This window comes from Companilactobacillus heilongjiangensis, from assembly GCF_000831645.3.
Classification (GTDB): Bacteria; Bacillota; Bacilli; order Lactobacillales; family Lactobacillaceae; genus Companilactobacillus; species Companilactobacillus heilongjiangensis.
In genome coordinates, this window is record NZ_CP012559.1 from 954,784 (window position 1) to 973,742 (window position 18,959).

Here is an 18,959-nt window from a genome sequence, read left to right on the forward strand (position 1 = left end):
ACTATTCAATTCATCAAGCAAATAAGAAACTAGAGTATCTTATTCGCTTATTAAAGAAAATCCCGAGGTGGTTAGGATGCAATCTCAAAATATTAAAAAAGAAACACAAACGACTTCCAACAATCGTTCTTCAGTTGTTAAAGTGGCCATTATCCTAGTGTTTGGGGCAATTGCGCCAATGCTTGATACGACCATGACTAATGTTGCGATTAATACTATTATGAAAAACCTTAACAGTTCCGTCAATCAGGTTCAATGGGTGACAACTAGTTATATTTTAGCACTCGGAATCTTCGTACCAATTGCTGGTTGGGCGGTTGATCATTTCAGTGGTAAGAAAATTTATATAACGGCGTTATTAGTTTTCTTACTCGGCTCGATTGTTTCTGGAGTTTCAACAGATATTAATTTCTTGATAGTCGGTCGTATTATTCAAGGTGCTGGGGCAGGTGTAATCATGTCGATTATCACAACCTTAGTAGTTAGAGCAGCTGGTCCTATGGGACTTGGTAGCATTATGGCTATTGTGGGACTTCCCGCAATCTTAGCACCGATTTTAGGACCAACGATTGGTGGTTTTATTGTTAAAGCACTCAATTGGCACTGGATATTCTATGTCAATATTCCGGTAGCGCTTGGTTCAATTATTTTACTGTATTTTATGATGCCAGAATTTAAACCAACAGTTTCTAAAAAGAGTTTTGACTGGATCAGTTTATTGTTATTAGGTGGAGCTTTTACAACTTTGATTTTAGGCGTTACGAAATTAAGTACTAGTGGAAAATTCACTAATAGTGACGTTTTTGTACCAATCCTAATAGGTTTGGCGTTATTAGTGGGATATGGTGTTTACGCTTGGATGTTTCCTAAAAAAGCTTTAGTTAGTCTGAAGTTATTCAGGTTTCCTAGTTTCACAGCCTCAACGATTTTACTATTAATGTCAGGCTTAACAGTCAACGGGGCCATGTTCATTTTGCCACTATATTTACAAAATATTCGTGGATTAAGCGTAGTGATGTCAGGTGTTTATCTGATTTCTCAAGGTTTAGGATTACTGATTGCCAGAAGTCAGATTGGTAAATTAACAGATAAAATTGGTGCACGTTGGGTCGTGTTAGCCGCAATTGCGATTGCAGTTATCGGAACTTTGCCATTCGCATTCTTCAATACAAAAACAGCCACTTGGTTGATTTTATTGACATTATTCGTTCGTGGAATTGCTCAAGGTGGTATGACGATTCCAATTATGTCAGACGCATATTCTGGCGTACCAAGTGAATTAGTTTCAGAAGCAACAACAGCATCGAGAATGTTGCAAAATATCGGTGGTGCTTTTGGGACAGCTTTGTTGGCAACGTGGATTCAAACACAGTTGAACGGTCAGATGATCACACCAGCACATTTGAATTCAGCTTATCAAGGGGCGTTCATGGTTACTGTGGTTGTGACTGTTTTAGCGGTTATTCCAGCTTGGTTCCTGAGCCATCATTTGGATAAATAACGTGAGGTGTTCGCTAAATATGCCGTCTCCAGAGCTGGAAAATATTCTCAAGCTGTGCGGAACGGCCCGAGCCAAAGAGCGGTCTCGAACCACTACCACGGCACACAAATATTTCCCAGCTCTTCCGACTAATTAATCGTTGTTAGTTGAAGGTAACTAAAAATACATTTTATAATCTTGATTCAATATTTATTGTTTGAAATGGTGGATACGGTATAATTCATGATGGAGATGGCAGGTATGACAAAAATATTTAAGAAATTAAATAGTATTATTGGGAATATAAACAAAGCTATATCTAGCATTACTTTTGATACCACTCAAATTATTAAGCCTGAGAATGGTGTACCTAAGACTCATATTGTCACTCAGTCTTCATATTCTAATAGTAAATTGAAGGAAAGAGATGCTATAAAATCTGACTTTGATGCTATTGGAAATGATCTTTTCAAATCGCTTAAACAATATGAAAAGTCAAAATTTGATGAATCATAATGAAGGTATTAAAGAAGTAGATAAAGTTAATGAATCTGACGGAGATAATTATAAATCATAAGAATTTAACTCTATGCTTTTTAGAGCGTAGATTCTTATGATTTTTTATTACATTTTTTAAATTTAGTTTTGTGCCCCATTTGTGTGACAAAACTTTAAAACATCTGATTTTCGAAGTTTCAGAAAAGTAAAAAGACTGTAAACTCAACGTTTACAGTCTTTTCTTAATTGGTAAATATTCAATTATCACCCGTATGGGAATCGAACCCATAACTCCACCTTGAGAGGGTGGCGTCTTAAACCATTTGACCAACGGGCAATTAAAACAACACTCATAATTTTAACTGTAAGTAGTGCTTTCTGTCAACATGAATGTTGCAATTATTATTAATTATTTTTTAGCGTCCTTAGTTTTGATAACCAACACGTAAATTAACATTCCAATCAAGACAATTGTATAGATGGCACTGGCAAATCCAGCGTATTCCATAATTATCCACCCGGTTACGCGAGCACTAGCAATCAATAACATTGATAGCACGCCAAACATCACGATTCGACGTAATAAATCTTGGTAAACTTCATTAAACTTCTTTTGATTATTTCTCACAATAAAATTACTCCTGTCGTAATGGCACCCCCGAGAATGGCTAGAAAGTTATTTAAAAAGTGGACGGTAATATCAGCTTTGATATTTTTTGTTCTATAGTATACGCCCGCTAAAACGATTCCCAACAAAATTTTCGACAATGCGTAGATCCAATCGGTATCTGCTGAAAAGGGTGCATGAACGTATCCAAACAATACACCACTGATAAGAATAGCTAAAAATGGTTTGTCTACGAAGAACCAGTTCATGAAAATACCACGAAAAATAATTTCTTCTAAAATTGGGGCCACAAAAATAGTAAAGATTATTAAAATAGCTATACTATTATTAGCAACTAATTTTAAAGCCTCAACGTTATCGTTGCTGCTGCGCATAAATGGTACAGTGGCAACGTTTATTAATAGTGTTAAAACAGTGGCAATACCAATTACGAACCAAGTTTGTTTCGTAAATTTCTGAGCGGGGGCTTTGCGAATGTGCTTGAATACAAGGATAATTATAGTCGCTGAGATAATTAATAACAAAATTGTGGCAAAAGGTGCGTACTTTTGATATATAGGGTAACTTGAGCCAAGGTCTTTTTTTGTCAGCGTTAGGATACTTAATGGTAATTGTTCCAGCAAAAATAGTCCTAAAAAGACTATAATGTGAAGTATAACTCTTATGGGATGATAATTATTTTTTATATTCTTCATGAAAATACCACCTTATTTGAGATAATTATTAGAATTTTTTGATAATTAGTGCTTTAATACTATAATGCTATATAGATTTTTAAAGGGAGTGAATAAATGTTTAAGATTGCTAGAGGTAGGATTAATAGCTGGCAAGTTCTTGGTGCGGTCATTTTTATGATTTTCCAAGTTATTGCGACGCTATATATTCCTAATATTACATCTGACATTGTAAACAAAGGTGTTATCACTGGTGATACTAATTATATCGTAAGTGCCGGGATAAAGATGGTTATTGTTTCACTTATAACTGTCGTTGCTGCTTTTGGTAATGTTTTGATGGCTTCACAAGCCTCACAAGGTTTGGGTCGCAAGTTAAGATCTGACTTATTTAAAAAGATATTAAACTTTACACACGATGAATTTGACAAATTTGAAACTTCATCACTAACAACTAGAACGACTAATGATGTTGTTCAAATCCAAAACGTTATGATCATGATGTTACGTATGATGATTATGGCTCCAATTATGTTGATTGGTGCCAGTTTTATGGCTTATCAAAAGAATGCAGAAATGACGAAGATCTTCTTGATTTCAATTCCTGTATTGATTGTTGTCGTAGGATTGGTAATGTACTTTGCTGTGCCTTTGTTCAAGGCTATGCAGAAAAAGACTGACCGTTTGAACTTGGTTTTCCGTGAAGGTTTAACTGGTGTACGTGTTATCAGAGCTTTCCGTCAAGATAAGTTTGAACAAGACCGTTTCAAGGATGCTAATGCTGATTACACGGACAACGCGGTTAAAGTATTTACTATCGTAGCGGTTATGTTCCCAGTTGTAACGTTGGTCATGAGTGGTACTAACGTTGGTATTACTTGGTTAGGTGCTCATTATATTGCCAATCAATCAATGGAAATTGGTAATATGATTGCCTTCATGACTTATGCCATGCAGATTTTGATGAGTTTCATGATTCTTTCAATGGTTTTCGTTTTCGTTCCTCGTGCTTCAGCTTCAGCTGCTCGTATCCAGGAAGTTTTCGAAACAGAAAGTAAAATTGATGTTGTTGCTAAGCCTGCCAAAGTCGGGGAGGAAGCTTCACTTAGTTTCAATGATGTTAACTTTAGATATCATGGTGCTGAAAATCTAGCTTTAGCTAACTTAAACTTTAAAGTCACAAAGGGTCAAACTTTAGCCATTATCGGTGGTACTGGTTCTGGTAAGAGTTCATTGATCAACTTGATTCCTAGATTCTACGATGCTGAAACTGGTGTTGTTAGTGTCAATGGAACTGACATTAAAGCTTTGAGTACTGAAGATATTAACAGTAAAGTTTCAATGGTGCCACAAAAGGCCTTTCTATTTAAAGGTACTATTCGTGACAACATGATTTATGGTAAAGAAGATGCGACTGATGATGAGATTTGGCACGCATTGGAAATTGCCCAAGCTGCTGATTTCGTTAAAGACCTCGATGGACAATTAGATGGGGAAGTTGAACAAGCTGGTGATAACTTCTCAGGTGGTCAAAAACAACGTTTGGCAATTGCTAGAGCGTTAGTTAAAGATGCCTCAATTTATGTCTTTGATGATTCATTTTCAGCACTTGATTTCAAGACTGACCTTAACTTGCGTACAGCCTTGAAGAATGATGAAAAAATCAGTCAAGCAGTTGTTGTTATCGTTGGTCAACGTATTTCAACTGTTGCTGATGCTGACCAAATCGTTGTCCTAGATGACGGTAAGATGGTTGGTCTTGGTACTCACCAAGAACTAAAAGAAAATAATAAGACTTATCAAGAAATTATCGAGTCTCAATTAAAGGAGGCTAAGTAATGGCTGAGAAAAAAACTCAATCCGTACCTTCAACTGGCGGACATGGCCCAGGTGGTCACGGTCCTAACGTTGTTGTAAAACCTAAGAATTTTTGGAAGACTACTGGTCGTTTAGCTAAGTACATGTCAAGTTACGTAATTGGCTTGATTGTTGTTCTAGTTTTGGCGATTGCTTCAGCTATTTTCCAAATTAAGACTCCAAAGATTTTGGGTGAAGCTACAACTGAAATTTACAAAGGTTTGATGACTGGTATTGCGCAACAAAAAGCTGGTTTGAAGATCAATGGATTGCCAATTAATTTCGATAAAATTGAACATATCATTTTAATCGTTATCTTGATGTATCTTGCTTCAGCAGCGTTTAGTTTTGTTCAACAATTATTGATGACTCGTATCTCACAAAGAACTGTTTACAAACTAAGACGAGATTTGAAGTCAAAGATGCAAAGATTGCCAATCGGTTATTATGATTCACATTCTAACGGTGATATCATGTCACGTGCGATTAACGATATGGATAATATTGCCGGAACATTGCAACAAAGTTTGACGCAATTTGTAACTAGTTCGGTAACATTTGTCGGTGTTATTTGGATGATGCTTACGATTAGTTGGAAAATGACATTGATTGCTTTGGCAACTGTGCCACTAAGTTTGATTGTTGTTGGTATCATTGCTCCTCAATCACAGAAGTTTTTCAAGCGTCAACAAGCTTCACTTGGTCTCTTAAATAACCAAGTTGAAGAAAATTATTCTGGTCACGTTGTTGTTAAGAGTTTCAACCACGAACAAGAATCAATTGATGTCTTCGAAAAAGAAAATGCTAAGTTGTACAAAGCTTCATGGAAGGCGCAATTGATTTCTGGTATCGTTATGCCTTTGATGATCTTCGTTAATAACTTAGGTTATGTTTTCGTTGCCATGTATGGTGGTATTCAAGTTGCTAATGGTCATGTTTCTTTAGGTAATATCCAAGCATTCTTGCAATACATGAACCAATTCTCACAACCAATTGCCCAACTAGCTAACTTGACTAATACCATTCAAGCAACAGTTGCCTCAGCTGAACGTGTCTTTGAAATTTTGGATGAATCTGAAATGGATAATACCAAGGTTGACGTACCTGATGTTGAAAATGGCGACAAGGTAACACTTGATCACGTTAAGTTTGGTTATGAAGGTCGTCCAACATTATTGGAAGACTATAACTTGAATGTTAAACCAGGTGAAATGGTAGCGATTGTTGGACCAACTGGTGCTGGTAAGACAACTATTATCAACTTGCTAGAACGTTTCTACGATGTTAAAGGCGGTTCAATCAAGCTTGATGGTAAAGACATTCGTAATATGAGTCGTGAACAAGTGAGAAGTCACTATGCAATGGTGCTTCAAGATACATGGCTCTTCACTGGATCAATTTATGACAACTTGAAGTACAGTCGTGAAGATGCAACTAAGGAAGATATTATCGCTGCGGCCAAAGCGGCCCACGTAGATAACTTCGTTCGTCAATTGCCTAATGGTTATGACACTATCTTGAATGAAGAAGCTTCTAACATCTCACAAGGTCAAAGACAGTTGATTACAATTGCTCGTGCCTTTGTTGCTGATCCCGAAATTCTAATTTTGGATGAGGCCACTTCTTCAGTTGATACCAGAACTGAATTACACATTCAACATGCGATGGAACGTCTCTTGAAGAATAGAACAAGTTTCGTGGTTGCCCACAGACTTTCAACTATTCAAGATGCCGACAAGATTATCGTAATGAACCATGGTTCAATTGTTGAAACTGGTAATCACGATGAATTGATGGCAAAGAATGGCTTCTATGCCGATCTTTACAATTCACAATTTGCTGGAAATGTTGCACTATAAAGAATTATATAAGTTGGAATGCCATGAGGCGTTTCAGCTTTTTTTGTCTCCAGGACTGAGAACTTATTTGTACTTTGTTTGTATTAATATTCCGATTATTTAGTTGATAAGAATTTAAAAAGATGGTTAATGGCAATAGATTGTATCTTGAAATTTAAAATTGGATTAGAATATATTTTTAGTGAAACGTCTATAATTTAATGTATTGGAAACAAATTAAACGTTGAGATATTAATATTTGAAGTAATGATTGCTGAAATTATTCTAAATGACGATTTGTTTAAATAATCAGAAATCAACAATTGATGGTCTTTTGATTAAAAAATAAATTAGTTGGAAGAGCTGAGAGTATTCATCAGCAGCGAAAGTGGCGTTATGGCTTTAGCCATTACAACACCGGGCGTGTTGGAGACTTTCCGGTCTTTGGAAAGGCTTCAACCGAGGTTCGAGACCGTACTGTGGCTCGGACCGTACCGCGCAGCAGATGAATACTCTCAGCTCTGGAAACGGCATACTTCGTTACAATTAAAATTGAAGGGTAGATTTATATGGCAAATTTTGAAGAGACTAAAGCACAAATTATTGATTTGGTTAATAAAAGAATCGTTCCCGGAGCTAGTTTTGGCTTCATAAATTCAGCTCAGACGCAAAAATTCATTTATGGTAATAAGGAGTGGGTTCCGGAGATAAAGCCTTTAAAAGGGGACGAATTGCACGATTTAGCCTCATTAACAAAGATCATGGGAACTGTACCTTTGATTTTGAAAATGTTGGATGAAAAACTAATTGATTTGCATGATCCAATTAAGAAATATTTACCAGAGTTTTCTGACGATAGGGTAGAGTTGTTTCATCTGATTACTCATACCTCAGGAATCCACGGCTATATTCCTAATCGAGATGCTTTGAACACTGATGAATTGATTCACGCCTTATTGAAGTTGCCTGTAACCGATACTTTCAATAAAAAAGTCGTTTATACGGATACTGGGTTGATTTTTCTAGGATTGGTAATTGAGAAGTTTTATAAAATGCCTGTTCAAGATGCCATTATGAAATATATTGTTGAACCGGAAGGCTTGAAAGATGCAACTTTTGAACCTGCTCCAGAGCGCTGTGTGCCAACGTATGAAGTTGACGGCCAAATGTTACAGGGAATTGCTAATGATCCGAAAGCTCGTCAATTGGGTAAACATTGTGGATCAGCAGGTATGTTTGCGACACTTGATGATGTGATGAAGTTCGCTCAAGATATGTTAAAGCCTGATAAAAAATTCTTGTATCATAATTTCACAACTTTAAATCCCGGTCGTTCACTTGGTTGGGACGTTAAACCGGACGGTTCTGGCCACGTTTTATTCCACACTGGCTATACAGGTGAGTTTTTGGCAGTTGATTATAAACATCAAACGGCCATGGTTGTCATGACTAACCGAGTACATCCAATTCAAACTAATCAATTATTCTTGGAACGTCGAGAAACTATTTTACAGTCATTTTTAGATGAAAGTTGTAGTGATAGTTCAGAATTTTAGTAAAGAAATAGCTCCTCGAGTTGAATGTAGAATTCAATTCGAGGAGCTATTTTTGACTTTATTTTTGTTTAATATAACCTTTATCCATCAAAGCTTTTCTCAATCCCAACATAGCAGTGTAAGTAGCGAGTACATACATCTTGTCCGTTGGAATATTTGGAATTTCTTTAACGAAGTCGTCAATTTCAACGGTTTCAATATTCTTGTTCATATCGAGTCCAGCAATCTTGAAACGATAAGTGACATCTTTGACACGTTTACCACCGGTAATAACTAATGGCAACTTCTTGTAGTCGAAATCTTCGAAGTTAGCGTCCCAGATCCAACTAGTATCGATACCGTCAGCGTAATTAGCGTTGAGTAGGAAAGCTAGCGTATAGGGATCTTTGTCACTCAAAACTGTCTCAATAACTTGGTTCAGACCAACTGGGTTTTTGACTAAAATGATGTTGAGACTCTTGCCATCAACGTTGATTGTTTCTTGACGTCCAAAGACTTTTTCATCATAGGCAAAGGCCTTTTGCATTTGTTCCACGCTGATACCCATTTCTGAGGCAATGGCGAAAGCGGCTAGGGCGTTATAAACGTTATATTTACCACCAATATTCATAGTAAACTTGTTGCCGTCGATTTCAAACTCAGTTTTGTTAGGCAAAAGTGTTGAAATGTTATTAACTTGATACTTTAACTCGCTACGTTTGAAACCACAGTTAGGACAGAAATAGCTACCCAAGTTAGCGTATGAAATCATGTGGTAGTGCAAGATATGGTTACACTTAGGACAAAGAACGCCGTCAGTGTTAGTTGGAGCCTTGAAATCCTCAGTTTCGTGGCCTTTATCAGAAAAGCCGTAAGAAATGACCTTATTTGGCAAATCTTTTGAAGCAAAGATTGCAGCATCACCGTTAGCGATGATTGTTGCATCAGGTGCCATCTTAATACCGTCCAGAATTTTTTGGTAAGTTGTGTAAATTTCACCATAACGATCCATTTGGTCACGGAAAATATTTGTTAGAACAAAATATTTAGGTTTGATGTAGCTACAAATAATGGGAACATTAGCTTCATCGACTTCTAGAACTGCGATTGGACGCTTGCTCTTTTTGTGGTGAGTCACAAAACTAGTGACGATACCTTGAATCATGTTAGAACCGGTTGGGTTTGTTAACACGTCGTCGAATTTTTGAATCAGCATCTTGTTGATCAAAGATGTCGTTAAAGTTTTACCATTAGTACCAGTAACAACGATCAAGTCGTAATCTTTGCCAAGACTTTTTAAAATATCTGGATCAATCTTGTAAGCAATTTTTCCGGGGTATGAGGAACCACCGTTGAAAAATTTACTCAAAATAAAGTAGGACGTTTTGCCTGTTAATGTTGCTATTCCTGATTTGAATGTCATTACTAAAAACCCCGAATTTAAATTAATTAAAATAATATTATCACACCTAACCTCTATTTTAGCTGATTTTGTTTGAAATTGGGTAATGTTTAATGTGTTCAAGGAGGTGTTTTTTCGTTATAATCTTGTAGGACATATTTTTGGAGGCGTGATTTTGGCTCAATTATTTTTTAAGTATGGTGCTATGAATAGCGGAAAATCCATTGAGATTTTGAAAGTGGCACATAATTATGAAGAACAAGGCAAATCAGTCATTTTGATGACTAGCATTTTAGACACTCGTTCCGGTACTGGTAAAATACAGAGCCGAATGGGATTAGATCGGGATGCAATTGCTTTGAAAGATGATTCAAATGTTTTTGAAATCGTTAAAGGAGAAAACCCCAATGCCGCTTGTGTATTGATCGATGAGTGTGAATTCATGACAAAAGATCAAGTTTTGCAGGCAGCACAAGTCGTTGATGATTTAGGAATTCCAGTCATGGCGTTTGGTTTGAAGAACGATTTCAGAAATGAATTGTTTGAGGGAACAAAATATCTCTTGTTGTACGCTGACAAATTGGAAGAAATGAAGACAATTTGCTGGTTCTGTACAAAAAAAGCTACAATGAATATGCGTATGGCTAATGGTAAACCAGTTTATGATGGTGATCAGATTGCAATTGGTGGTAATGAAATGTACTATCCAGTTTGCCGTCGACACTATAACCATCCTCCAATGCTCAATCAAGACTAAGTAAATAGAAGAAAGGATAGTTAAGTTGGATAAAATATTTGAACAACTAGAAACATTGCTTGAAAGATATCAAGAACTTCAAGAATTAATGAGTGATCCTGAAGTTATCAATGATACCAAGCGTTACATGGCTTATTCCAAAGAAGAAGCTGACATGCGTGACGTTGTGGCTGCTTTCAAACGCTACAAGGAACTAAAACAAAGTATCAGTGACAGTGACGAAATTCTTCGTGAGACTGACGATGCAGAAATGCAATCAATGGCTAAAGAAGAAATGGAGACTTCTAAGAAAGAACTTGAAGAAGTTGAACATAACATCACACTTTTGATGCTACCTAAGGACCCTAATGATGATAAGAATATTATCATGGAAATTCGTGGTGCTGCCGGTGGTGATGAAGCTAGTTTATTTGCTGCTGATTTGTTGAGTATGTACAGTAAATATGCTGAAAAGCAAGGCTGGACTTTTGATATTATCGATGAAACTGATACTGAAGTCGGCGGTTACAAAGATGTTGCCGTTATGATTACTGGTACGAGTGTTTATTCGAAGTTGAAGTATGAAAATGGGGCACACCGTGTGCAACGTATCCCTTCAACTGAATCACAAGGTCGGGTTCACACATCAACTGCTACTGTTGCCGTTATGCCTGAATATGACGAAGTTGATATTGATCTTGATCCAAAAGACATTAGAACTGATGTTTACCGTTCATCTGGTGCCGGTGGTCAACATATCAATAAAACTTCATCAGCTGTTCGTATGACCCACATTCCAACAGGTATCGTTGTTGCTATGCAGGATCAACGTTCACAACAACAGAACCGTCAAAAAGCTATGCAAATTTTGAAATCACGTGTTTATGATTATTATGAATCAGAAAACCAAAGTGAATATGATGAACAACGTAAGTCTGCGGTTGGTACAGGGGACCGTTCTGAACGTATCAGAACTTATAACTACCCACAAAACCGTGTCACTGATCACCGAATTGGGTTATCTTTGAATAAACTTGACCGAATCATGAATGGTGAGTTGGAAGAAATTATCGACGCATTGATTGTTGATGACCAAACCAAGAAGTTGGAGCAAATTCAAAGTGGAGAAGCTAAGTTATTCTAACGCCCTGAAAAGGGCTTTTTCTATGTTAAAGGACCAAAACAAATTTCCCGAAGATGCTCAGTATTTAATGGAAGAATTAAGCGGTTTCAATTATACGCAACTACAACTTCATCGAAATGATTATGTACCGAGTGATATTTGGCGCAGGTTCCGTGATGGGTTAGCCCGTTTGATGATGGATGAGCCAGTGCAATACATTTTGGGATACGCTTATTTCATGGATCGAAACTTTTCAGTTAATCAAAACGTGCTAATTCCACGTCAAGATACTGAAGAAATGGTTCAACAAATTATTGACGAGCATGGTCCAGAGCAAAAGAGCATTTGTGATATTGGGACAGGTTCCGGTATTATTGCCGTGACGTTAGGCTTGGAATTTCCAGATGATGAAATTTTAGCAACGGACATCTCAGAGGATGCCTTAAAAGTTGCCGAGTTGAATTCTGAGAATTACCAAACTAACAATGTCTTTTTTAAGCAGAGCGATTTGTTTGAAAGCATCGAACCACAGAAATTCGACATCATTGTTTCGAATCCACCGTACATTGCTGAGGATGAGAAAAAGGATATGGATGCCAGTGTTATTAAATTTGAACCCGACTTGGCTTTATACGGTCAAGATAATGGGTTAGAATTCTATGAGAATATCACTAAGAAAGTTCAAAATTATCTTTCTGATGACGGTATTTTGTATATGGAGTTCGGTTTTCGACAAAAAAATGCAATAAAACAGATTTTTTGTGATAATCTACCCAATTATGTTGTAGAATTTCATAAAGATATAAGTGGGAATTACCGATATCTAAAAGCTAAAAAGGAGATGTAGTATTGGATACTGAGATACTAGAGAGTACACAGATTCAAGAAGCAGCGGCATTTCTTGCCAAGGGCCAATTGGTTGCTTTTCCAACCGAAACAGTCTACGGCTTGGGTGCTGACGCAACAAGACCTGATGTAGTCAAAGATGTCTATGCAGCTAAGGGCCGTCCGAGTGACAACCCGTTGATTGTGCACGTCTCCAGTCCTGAAATGGTCTGGGAATATGCTGACAACAGCTACAAACCATTGGCAGAGAAGCTAATGAAGGCATTTTGGCCAGGTCCATTGACGATTATTATGCCAATTCAACCTGGAAAACTTTCCAAAGCAGTTACGGGGGACTTACGACTGCTGCCTTTAGAATGCCCAATAATAAGGCTACTTTGAATCTTATCAAGACTTTTGGCAAACCAATTGTTGGTCCATCCGCTAATACGAGTGGAAAACCAAGTCCAACTTTAGCAAAGCACGTTTATCACGATTTACATGGTAAAATTGCCGCTATTTTGGATGACGGTCCAACAAAACTTGGGGTAGAATCAACTGTCATTGACTTGTCAGTTGAGATACCAACGATTTTACGTCCAGGGATGATTGATTCAGACGATTTATTGAAAGTAATCAGTAACGTCAACTCAGATCATCACAAGGTTACTGCAACCGAAGTTCCAAAGGCACCAGGTATGAAGTACAAGCACTATGCACCAAGCGCACAAGTCATCATTGTCGATGATGTAAAAGATTTTAAACAAGCAATCGCTGAATACGTCGCTAAAGATGTTCCAATGGGAGTCATGGCTACGGATGAAATTCTGCAAGAAGTTCCTGATGATATCGAAACCTTCTCACTAGGCAAAGATGTAATTAGTGCTTCCAGAGAGTTATTTGCTGGCCTACGTCAGTTAGATAACGACCATGTGGATTACATTCTAGCTCAAGGCTTTCCTGACGAAGGTCACGGTGCTGCATACAGTAATCGTTTGAATAAATCAGCCGGCAACACACATTATAAAAACTAAGGAGATTCACAAATGTCTAAATTTACAGTTCTAAACCACCCATTGATCCAACACAAACTTACAATTATCCGTAACAAGCACACTGGTACAAAGGTATTCCGTGAAGTTGCCAACGAAATTGGTGAATTGATGGTTTACGAAATTACTCGTGACTTGCCATTGAAGGATGTTGAAGTAGAGACACCAATGGGTAAATCAACTCAAAAAGTTCTTGCTGGTAAAAAACTAGCTGTTATTCCTATCTTGCGTGCAGGTCTAGGCATGGTTGATGGTGTGCTTGAGTTGATTCCAGCTGCTAAGGTTGGTCACATTGGTATGTACCGTGATGAAAAAACTTTGAAACCACACGAATATTTTGTGAAACTTCCTAGTGATATCGACCAACGTGAACTATTCATCGTTGATCCAATGCTTGCTACTGGTGGTTCCGCTAACATGGCTATTGAAGCTTTGAAGAAACGTGGTGCTAAGCACATGCGTCTAGTTGTTTTAGTTGCTGCTCCTGAAGGTGTCAAAGCTGTTCAAGATGCACATCCTGACGTAGATATCTACGCAGCTTCACTTGATGAAAAAATTACTGACAGCGGCTATATCTTCCCAGGCTTGGGTGATGCTGGTGACAGATTATTTGGGACAAAATAAGGATTTCATTGTTTTAATATATAAAATTTAGTGTTATTATTTTGTGGTATCAATTGTTTTCAATAAGCGAAGAAAGGAGGGTTATTATTGGATGATAAGTATAAGTTTGTTGAATTCTTAGGCTTAAGATTCAATGTTGCAAATGACTTGTCAGTTCTAGTCTCTGCAATCCTTGTTTTCATTTTGGTGTTTGCATTATCTCGTAAAGTCACAATGAGACCAGGCAAAGCACAGAATGTACTCGAATGGATGATTGATTTTACTAATAGTATTGTAAAATCGGCGATGCCAGACGGTTCAGGTAAACAATTCAATCTTTACGCGTTTGTATTATTCCTATTTATCTTTGTATCTAACCAATTAGGATTATTCTTCCAAGTAAAGGTTGGCGGTTTCACATACGTTAAATCACCAACATCTAATCCCTTAATCACAATGGGACTTGCGACGGTTTCATTGTTGATTTCACACTATTATGCTGTGAAGAAATTTGGATTCGGTGGGTATTTATCCAATTATGCGAGACCGGTAAAGTTTTTGCTACCAATTAACCTTCTGGAAGAATTTACCAACTTCCTAACATTGTCACTACGTCTATACGGTAATATATTTGCCGGTGAAGTACTTCTTGCACTTATTGGAACTGTTGCAAAGAGTCTTGGCGCTGTGACATTCGTTGCGGCTATGCCATTAGCTATGGTATGGCAAGGCTTTTCTGTATTTATTGGAGCCATCCAAGCGTATGTATTTACCACACTATCTATGGTATATATTTCACGTAAACTGGAACAAGAATAACATTTATTGGAGGATTTTAAATTATGAAGGATATTGCGGCAGCTCTTGCAGCTGGTATCGCTGCTCTTGGAGCATCAATCGGTAACGGACTCGTTATTTCTAAAACTCTTGAAGGAATGGCTCGTCAACCAGAAGTAGCTGATAAATTAAGAGGAACAATGTTCATTGGTGTTGGTCTTATCGAAGCTGTTCCTATCATTGCCATTGCTATTGCGTTCGTTATTCTTTTCGTTTAATACATACAACCAAAAATTTGGCGATATAAAATAGTCGCCTTTTTATGTTTTATGTACTTATTAGAAAGGAAGGAGTGAAGAATATTGGCAGGTTTATTAGTTCTCGGAGCTAATCAAGTAGCTTTGGGTGACATGCTTTTCATTCTTGTTTCTTTCATCGTTTTAGCACTGTTAGTGAAGCATTTTGCTTGGGGTCCTGTTACAAAGATGATGGATGCCAGATCTGAAAAGATTACTGGTGATCTTGATTATGCGGATCAGGAACGCTCACGTGCTGAAAAGTTGGCAAAAGAACGTGAAGATGCTCTTAAAAATTCACGTGCTGAAGCAGTGGAAATTGTTAATAAAGCTAAGGAAAGCGGTGAGACTCAAAAGAAGTCCATCGTATCTGACGCTCATAGCGAAGCTGAAGAATTAAGACAAAGAGCAAAATCCGATGCAGCTAAAGCTAGAGAAGATGCTATGTCAGGCGCTCAAAATGATATAGCAAACTTATCTTTGGAAATTGCTTCTAAAGTTATTTCTAAGGAGCTTAATGCAGACGATCAAAAGTCACTAATCGACTCTTACATTAAGGAGTTGACGGTAAATGAAACTAAGTAACATTCAAGTGGGAAAGCGTTACAGTAAGGCACTTTACGAAGTTGCCGAAGAACAAAACTCTATAGAAGAAATTCTCGAAGATTTAAAGTCTTTGAAACAAGTCTATGAAGAAAATCCTAGCTTGAGCTTTGCTCTTGCAGGACGTTCAATTTCTCGCACTGAAAAACTTAAAGTCTTGGAAACATTGAAGAGCCAATTTGGTGAATTAATGCAAGATTTCTTAAGCTTAGTCTTTGACAATAATCGTATGGACTGTATTGTGGAAATGGCAGATGCTTTCATTGAAAAATATGATGAAGCAAATGTAATCGTTGAAGCTACAGTTACTACTACGATTGAGTTAGAAGACGCTCAAGCCAAAACACTTGAGTCTGTGATTAAGAAGAGATTTTCAGTAAATAAAGTAAATTTAACGAAAATAGTTGATCCATCTATCATCGGTGGCGTTATAATCCGAGTAGGAGATCAAGTTGTCGATGGTAGTCTTGTTAAGAGATTTAATGACATCAAGAAGACGCTATTGGTTAATAATTAAGTCGAGGTGAAAAGAATGAGCATCAAAACTGAAGAGATTAGTTCGCTGATCAAAGAACAGTTAAAGAACTATAAAAATGAACTCTCAGTTGATGAAGTAGGTACAGTTACATACGTCGGTGATGGTATTGCTCGTGCTAATGGCCTTGAAAATGCTATGGCAAGTGAATTGCTAGAATTCCAAGACGGTACTTTTGGTGTGGCTCAGAACCTTGAAAGTGATGATGTTGGTATCATCATTTTAGGTAATTACGATAAAATTCGTGAAGGCGATACTGTTAAGAGAACAGGTCGTATCATGGAAGTTCCAGTCGGAGAAGCAATGGTTGGACGTGTCGTAAATTCTTTAGGTCAACCTGTTGATGGCCTTGGAGAAATCAAGACTGACAAAACAAGACCTATTGAATCACCTGCACCCGGTGTTATGCAACGTAAGTCAGTTTTCGAACCTTTACAAACAGGTTTGAAATCAGTTGACTCACTTGTTCCTATTGGTCGTGGTCAACGTGAGTTGATCATCGGTGACCGTAAAACTGGTAAAACATCAATCGCTATTGATACAATTCTAAATCAAAAAGATGAAGATATGATTTGTATCTATGTTGCCATTGGTCAAAAGGAATCAACTATCAGAGCACAAGTTGAAACCTTGAGAAAACATGGTGCCATGGATTACACAATCGTTGTTGAAGCTGGCCCTAGTCAACCAGCCCCAATGCTTTACTTTGCACCATATGCTGGTGCAGCAATGGGTGAATACTTCATGTACAATGGCAAGCATGTTTTGATCGTCTATGATGATTTAAGCAAGCAAGCTAATGCCTATCGTGAAATTTCGCTATTGCTTCGTAGACCACCTGGGCGTGAAGCATATCCTGGTGATGTTTTCTACTTGCACTCACGTTTACTAGAACGTGCTGCTAAGTTGAGTGACGATTTAGGTGGTGGTTCAATGACCGCTCTACCTATCGTTGAAACACAAGCCGGTGATGTGTCAGCCTATATTCCAACTAACGTAATTTCTATCACTGATGGACAGATTTTCTTGAGTAGTGATATGTTCCACTCAGGTACACGTCCAGCTATTGATGCTGGTACATCTGTTTCTCGTGTTGGTGGGGATGCCCAAATTAAGGCTATGAAGAAAGTTGCTGGTACTTTACGTCTAGACCTTTCTTCATATCACGAATTGGAATCATTCGCACAATTTGGATCTGACCTTGATGAAGCTACAAAAGCAAAACTAGATCGTGGTCGTCGTACTGAGGAAGTTCTAAAACAACCCGTACACTCACCAGTTCCTGTTCAAAAACAAGTTTTGATTTTGTTTGCTTTGACAAGAGGATTCTTAGATAAAATTAAAGTTGAAGATCTTAAAGAATATGAAACTTCACTTTCTGAATATTTCGATGCAAATCATGCAGATCTTTTACAAACAATCAAAGATAAAGGTACATTACCTGATGAAGACAAGTTTAAGGCCGCTGTAAGTGAATTTACAGAGAACTTCTTGGCTTCTAAGTCAGGCGAAGCTGACAATTCAGATAGTAAGCAAGCAAACTAATACAGGAGGTTTAAATAATGGCTGAGTCCCTTATGGATATTAAAAGAAGAATTTCTTCTACTAAGAAAACCGGTCAAATTACAAGAGCCATGCAAATGGTCTCTGGTGCTAAACTCTCTCGTATTGAAAAGAAATCTATTGCTTATCAATTGTACGCAAAAAAGGTTGAAGACATTATTAGACATTTAACAGCGGCTGATGTGTTTAAAGAATTGTCAGTTGCTGATGATTCTACTGATCCGCTAAGTTTAAATAGTCTTCTAAAAGTTCGTGAAGTCAAAAAGACTGCCTATGTTGTTATTACATCAGACCGTGGTCTTGTTGGTGGATATAACAGTAATATTTTGAAAGCCATGATGGACCTCTTTCAAAAGAAGTACAACGGCGACAAGAGTAAATTTACTATTATTTCCTTAGGTGCTACCGGAACAGAGTTCTTTAAAGCACGTGGCTTTGACGTTTCTTATGAATATCGTGGTTTACCAGATATTCCAACAGTTAAAGATATCACTCCAATCATGAAGACAATTTTGCAAATGTATCAAGCTGAATTGTTCGATGAGATTGATATTTGTCATAATCACCACGTTAACTCATTGGTTTCTAACTTTACTACAGATAAGTTATTGCCTTTGACAGAGCCTGATGACGTTACTGCTGAAGAACAACAAGTTGCTACTGAATACATCACAGAACCAAACCCTAAAGCAGTTCTATCTGCAATTGTGCCTCAATATATTGAGTGTTTAGTTTTAGGAGCAATGATGGATGCAAAAACAGCAGAGCATGCTGCTTCTGTAACAGCTATGAAGAGTGCGACTGATAATGCTGACGATCTTATTGCAAGTTTGTCATTGCACTATAACCGTGCCCGTCAAGCTCAAATCACTACAGAAATCACTGAAATCATCGGTGGTGCTGCTGCACTTGAATAGTTTAGAAAGGAGCCAAA

Annotated in this window: 18 protein-coding genes, 1 tRNA gene and 1 pseudogene; 16 read left to right on the top strand and 4 right to left on the bottom strand. The window is 37.5% G+C overall.

What is annotated here, in order from left to right; translation table 11 throughout:
* The first annotated feature begins 76 nt into the window (after positions 1-76).
* Together JP39_RS04360 and JP39_RS04365 are read left to right on the top strand one after the other, a co-directional pair.
* On the top strand, positions 77-1,501 hold the full coding sequence (locus JP39_RS04360; RefSeq protein ID WP_082330646.1) for an MDR family MFS transporter: 1,425 nt from the start codon (positions 77-79) through the stop codon (positions 1,499-1,501).
* A gap of 240 nt (positions 1,502-1,741) precedes the next feature.
* Positions 1,742-1,996 (top strand): hypothetical protein, encoded by a 255-nt coding sequence (locus JP39_RS04365; protein WP_041500830.1) that lies wholly within the window; start codon positions 1,742-1,744, stop codon positions 1,994-1,996.
* A 246-nt stretch (positions 1,997-2,242) separates the two neighbouring features.
* On the opposite strand, the gene JP39_RS04370 is transcribed toward JP39_RS04365, so the two are convergent.
* The 3 genes from JP39_RS04370 to JP39_RS04380 form a co-directional block, all read right to left on the bottom strand.
* Positions 2,243-2,315 (bottom strand) — tRNA-Glu (locus tag JP39_RS04370).
* Between the two features lie 72 nt (positions 2,316-2,387).
* Positions 2,388-2,606 carry a hypothetical protein gene (locus JP39_RS04375; protein ID WP_041500832.1) on the bottom strand — a complete coding sequence of 73 codons (219 nt, stop codon included), beginning with the start codon at positions 2,604-2,606 and terminating at the stop codon, positions 2,388-2,390.
* A complete protein-coding gene (locus JP39_RS04380; RefSeq protein ID WP_041500834.1) occupies positions 2,603-3,301 on the bottom strand; it encodes a CPBP family intramembrane glutamic endopeptidase in 699 nt (232 codons plus the stop codon). Before JP39_RS04380 ends, JP39_RS04375 begins: the two co-directional genes overlap by 4 nt.
* Before the next feature lie 96 nt (positions 3,302-3,397).
* Between JP39_RS04380 and JP39_RS04385 the strand changes: the two genes are divergently transcribed.
* The 3 genes from JP39_RS04385 to JP39_RS04395 all read left to right on the top strand — a co-directional run bounded on the left by JP39_RS04385 (position 3,398) and on the right by JP39_RS04395 (position 8,531).
* On the top strand, positions 3,398-5,119 hold the full coding sequence (locus JP39_RS04385; RefSeq protein WP_041500836.1) for an ABC transporter ATP-binding protein: 1,722 nt from the start codon (positions 3,398-3,400) through the stop codon (positions 5,117-5,119).
* Entirely contained in the window at positions 5,119-6,996 is a 1,878-nt protein-coding gene (locus JP39_RS04390) for an ABC transporter ATP-binding protein (RefSeq protein ID WP_041500838.1), read from the top strand. The genes JP39_RS04385 and JP39_RS04390 overlap by 1 nt, the downstream gene beginning before the upstream one ends.
* 548 nt (positions 6,997-7,544) lie before the next feature.
* Complete coding sequence (locus JP39_RS04395; protein WP_041500840.1) at positions 7,545-8,531, top strand: serine hydrolase domain-containing protein; 987 nt, start codon at positions 7,545-7,547, stop codon at positions 8,529-8,531.
* Positions 8,532-8,589: 58 nt separating this feature from the next.
* On the opposite strand, the gene JP39_RS04400 is transcribed toward JP39_RS04395, so the two are convergent.
* Entirely contained in the window at positions 8,590-9,933 is a 1,344-nt protein-coding gene (locus JP39_RS04400) for a Mur ligase family protein (RefSeq protein WP_041500842.1), read from the bottom strand.
* A 154-nt stretch (positions 9,934-10,087) separates the two neighbouring features.
* Between JP39_RS04400 and JP39_RS04405 the strand changes: the two genes are divergently transcribed.
* The 11 genes and pseudogenes from JP39_RS04405 to JP39_RS04455 all read left to right on the top strand — a co-directional run bounded on the left by JP39_RS04405 (position 10,088) and on the right by JP39_RS04455 (position 18,942).
* On the top strand, positions 10,088-10,669 hold the full coding sequence (locus tag JP39_RS04405; protein ID WP_041500844.1) for a thymidine kinase: 582 nt from the start codon (positions 10,088-10,090) through the stop codon (positions 10,667-10,669).
* A gap of 25 nt (positions 10,670-10,694) precedes the next feature.
* Positions 10,695-11,792 (top strand): peptide chain release factor 1, encoded by a 1,098-nt coding sequence (gene prfA / locus JP39_RS04410; protein ID WP_041500845.1) that lies wholly within the window; start codon positions 10,695-10,697, stop codon positions 11,790-11,792.
* The gene (prmC, locus tag JP39_RS04415) at positions 11,737-12,618 is read left to right on the top strand and encodes a peptide chain release factor N(5)-glutamine methyltransferase (RefSeq protein ID WP_082330647.1); all 882 of its coding nucleotides are present in this window, start codon (positions 11,737-11,739) and stop codon (positions 12,616-12,618) included. Before prfA ends, prmC begins: the two co-directional genes overlap by 56 nt.
* Before the next feature lie 2 nt (positions 12,619-12,620).
* Positions 12,621-13,630, top strand: a pseudogene (locus tag JP39_RS04420) (L-threonylcarbamoyladenylate synthase).
* Between the two features lie 12 nt (positions 13,631-13,642).
* Positions 13,643-14,272, top strand: a complete 630-nt coding sequence (gene upp / locus JP39_RS04425; RefSeq protein ID WP_041500850.1) for a uracil phosphoribosyltransferase — start codon at positions 13,643-13,645, stop codon at positions 14,270-14,272.
* Between the two features lie 87 nt (positions 14,273-14,359).
* Entirely contained in the window at positions 14,360-15,070 is a 711-nt protein-coding gene (gene atpB, locus JP39_RS04430) for a F0F1 ATP synthase subunit A (protein WP_041500852.1), read from the top strand.
* A 23-nt stretch (positions 15,071-15,093) separates the two neighbouring features.
* On the top strand, positions 15,094-15,306 hold the full coding sequence (gene atpE / locus JP39_RS04435) for a F0F1 ATP synthase subunit C (protein WP_010020175.1): 213 nt from the start codon (positions 15,094-15,096) through the stop codon (positions 15,304-15,306).
* 81 nt (positions 15,307-15,387) lie between these two features.
* Complete coding sequence (gene atpF, locus JP39_RS04440; RefSeq protein WP_041500854.1) at positions 15,388-15,909, top strand: F0F1 ATP synthase subunit B; 522 nt, start codon at positions 15,388-15,390, stop codon at positions 15,907-15,909.
* A complete protein-coding gene (gene atpH, locus JP39_RS04445; RefSeq protein WP_041500856.1) occupies positions 15,896-16,444 on the top strand; it encodes an ATP synthase F1 subunit delta in 549 nt (182 codons plus the stop codon). The genes atpF and atpH overlap by 14 nt, the downstream gene beginning before the upstream one ends.
* Positions 16,445-16,459: 15 nt before the next feature.
* On the top strand, positions 16,460-18,007 hold the full coding sequence (gene atpA / locus JP39_RS04450; RefSeq protein ID WP_041500857.1) for a F0F1 ATP synthase subunit alpha: 1,548 nt from the start codon (positions 16,460-16,462) through the stop codon (positions 18,005-18,007).
* A 17-nt stretch (positions 18,008-18,024) separates the two neighbouring features.
* Entirely contained in the window at positions 18,025-18,942 is a 918-nt protein-coding gene (locus tag JP39_RS04455; protein WP_041500859.1) for a F0F1 ATP synthase subunit gamma, read from the top strand.
* Positions 18,943-18,959 lie beyond the last annotated feature (17 nt).

Coding starts and splice junctions, on each gene's coding strand:
- JP39_RS04360 (WP_082330646.1), top strand. CDS start 77: ATGCAATCTCAAAATATTAAAAAAGAAACACAAACGACTTCCAACAAT.
- JP39_RS04365 (WP_041500830.1), top strand. CDS start 1,742: ATGACAAAAATATTTAAGAAATTAAATAGTATTATTGGGAATATAAAC.
- JP39_RS04380 (WP_041500834.1), bottom strand. CDS start 3,301: ATGAAGAATATAAAAAATAATTATCATCCCATAAGAGTTATACTTCAC.
- JP39_RS04385 (WP_041500836.1), top strand. CDS start 3,398: ATGTTTAAGATTGCTAGAGGTAGGATTAATAGCTGGCAAGTTCTTGGT.
- JP39_RS04390 (WP_041500838.1), top strand. CDS start 5,119: ATGGCTGAGAAAAAAACTCAATCCGTACCTTCAACTGGCGGACATGGC.
- JP39_RS04395 (WP_041500840.1), top strand. CDS start 7,545: ATGGCAAATTTTGAAGAGACTAAAGCACAAATTATTGATTTGGTTAAT.
- JP39_RS04400 (WP_041500842.1), bottom strand. CDS start 9,933: ATGACATTCAAATCAGGAATAGCAACATTAACAGGCAAAACGTCCTAC.
- prmC (WP_082330647.1), top strand. CDS start 11,737: ATGACCAAACCAAGAAGTTGGAGCAAATTCAAAGTGGAGAAGCTAAGT.
- upp (WP_041500850.1), top strand. CDS start 13,643: ATGTCTAAATTTACAGTTCTAAACCACCCATTGATCCAACACAAACTT.
- atpE (WP_010020175.1), top strand. CDS start 15,094: ATGAAGGATATTGCGGCAGCTCTTGCAGCTGGTATCGCTGCTCTTGGA.
- atpH (WP_041500856.1), top strand. CDS start 15,896: ATGAAACTAAGTAACATTCAAGTGGGAAAGCGTTACAGTAAGGCACTT.
- atpA (WP_041500857.1), top strand. CDS start 16,460: ATGAGCATCAAAACTGAAGAGATTAGTTCGCTGATCAAAGAACAGTTA.
- JP39_RS04455 (WP_041500859.1), top strand. CDS start 18,025: ATGGCTGAGTCCCTTATGGATATTAAAAGAAGAATTTCTTCTACTAAG.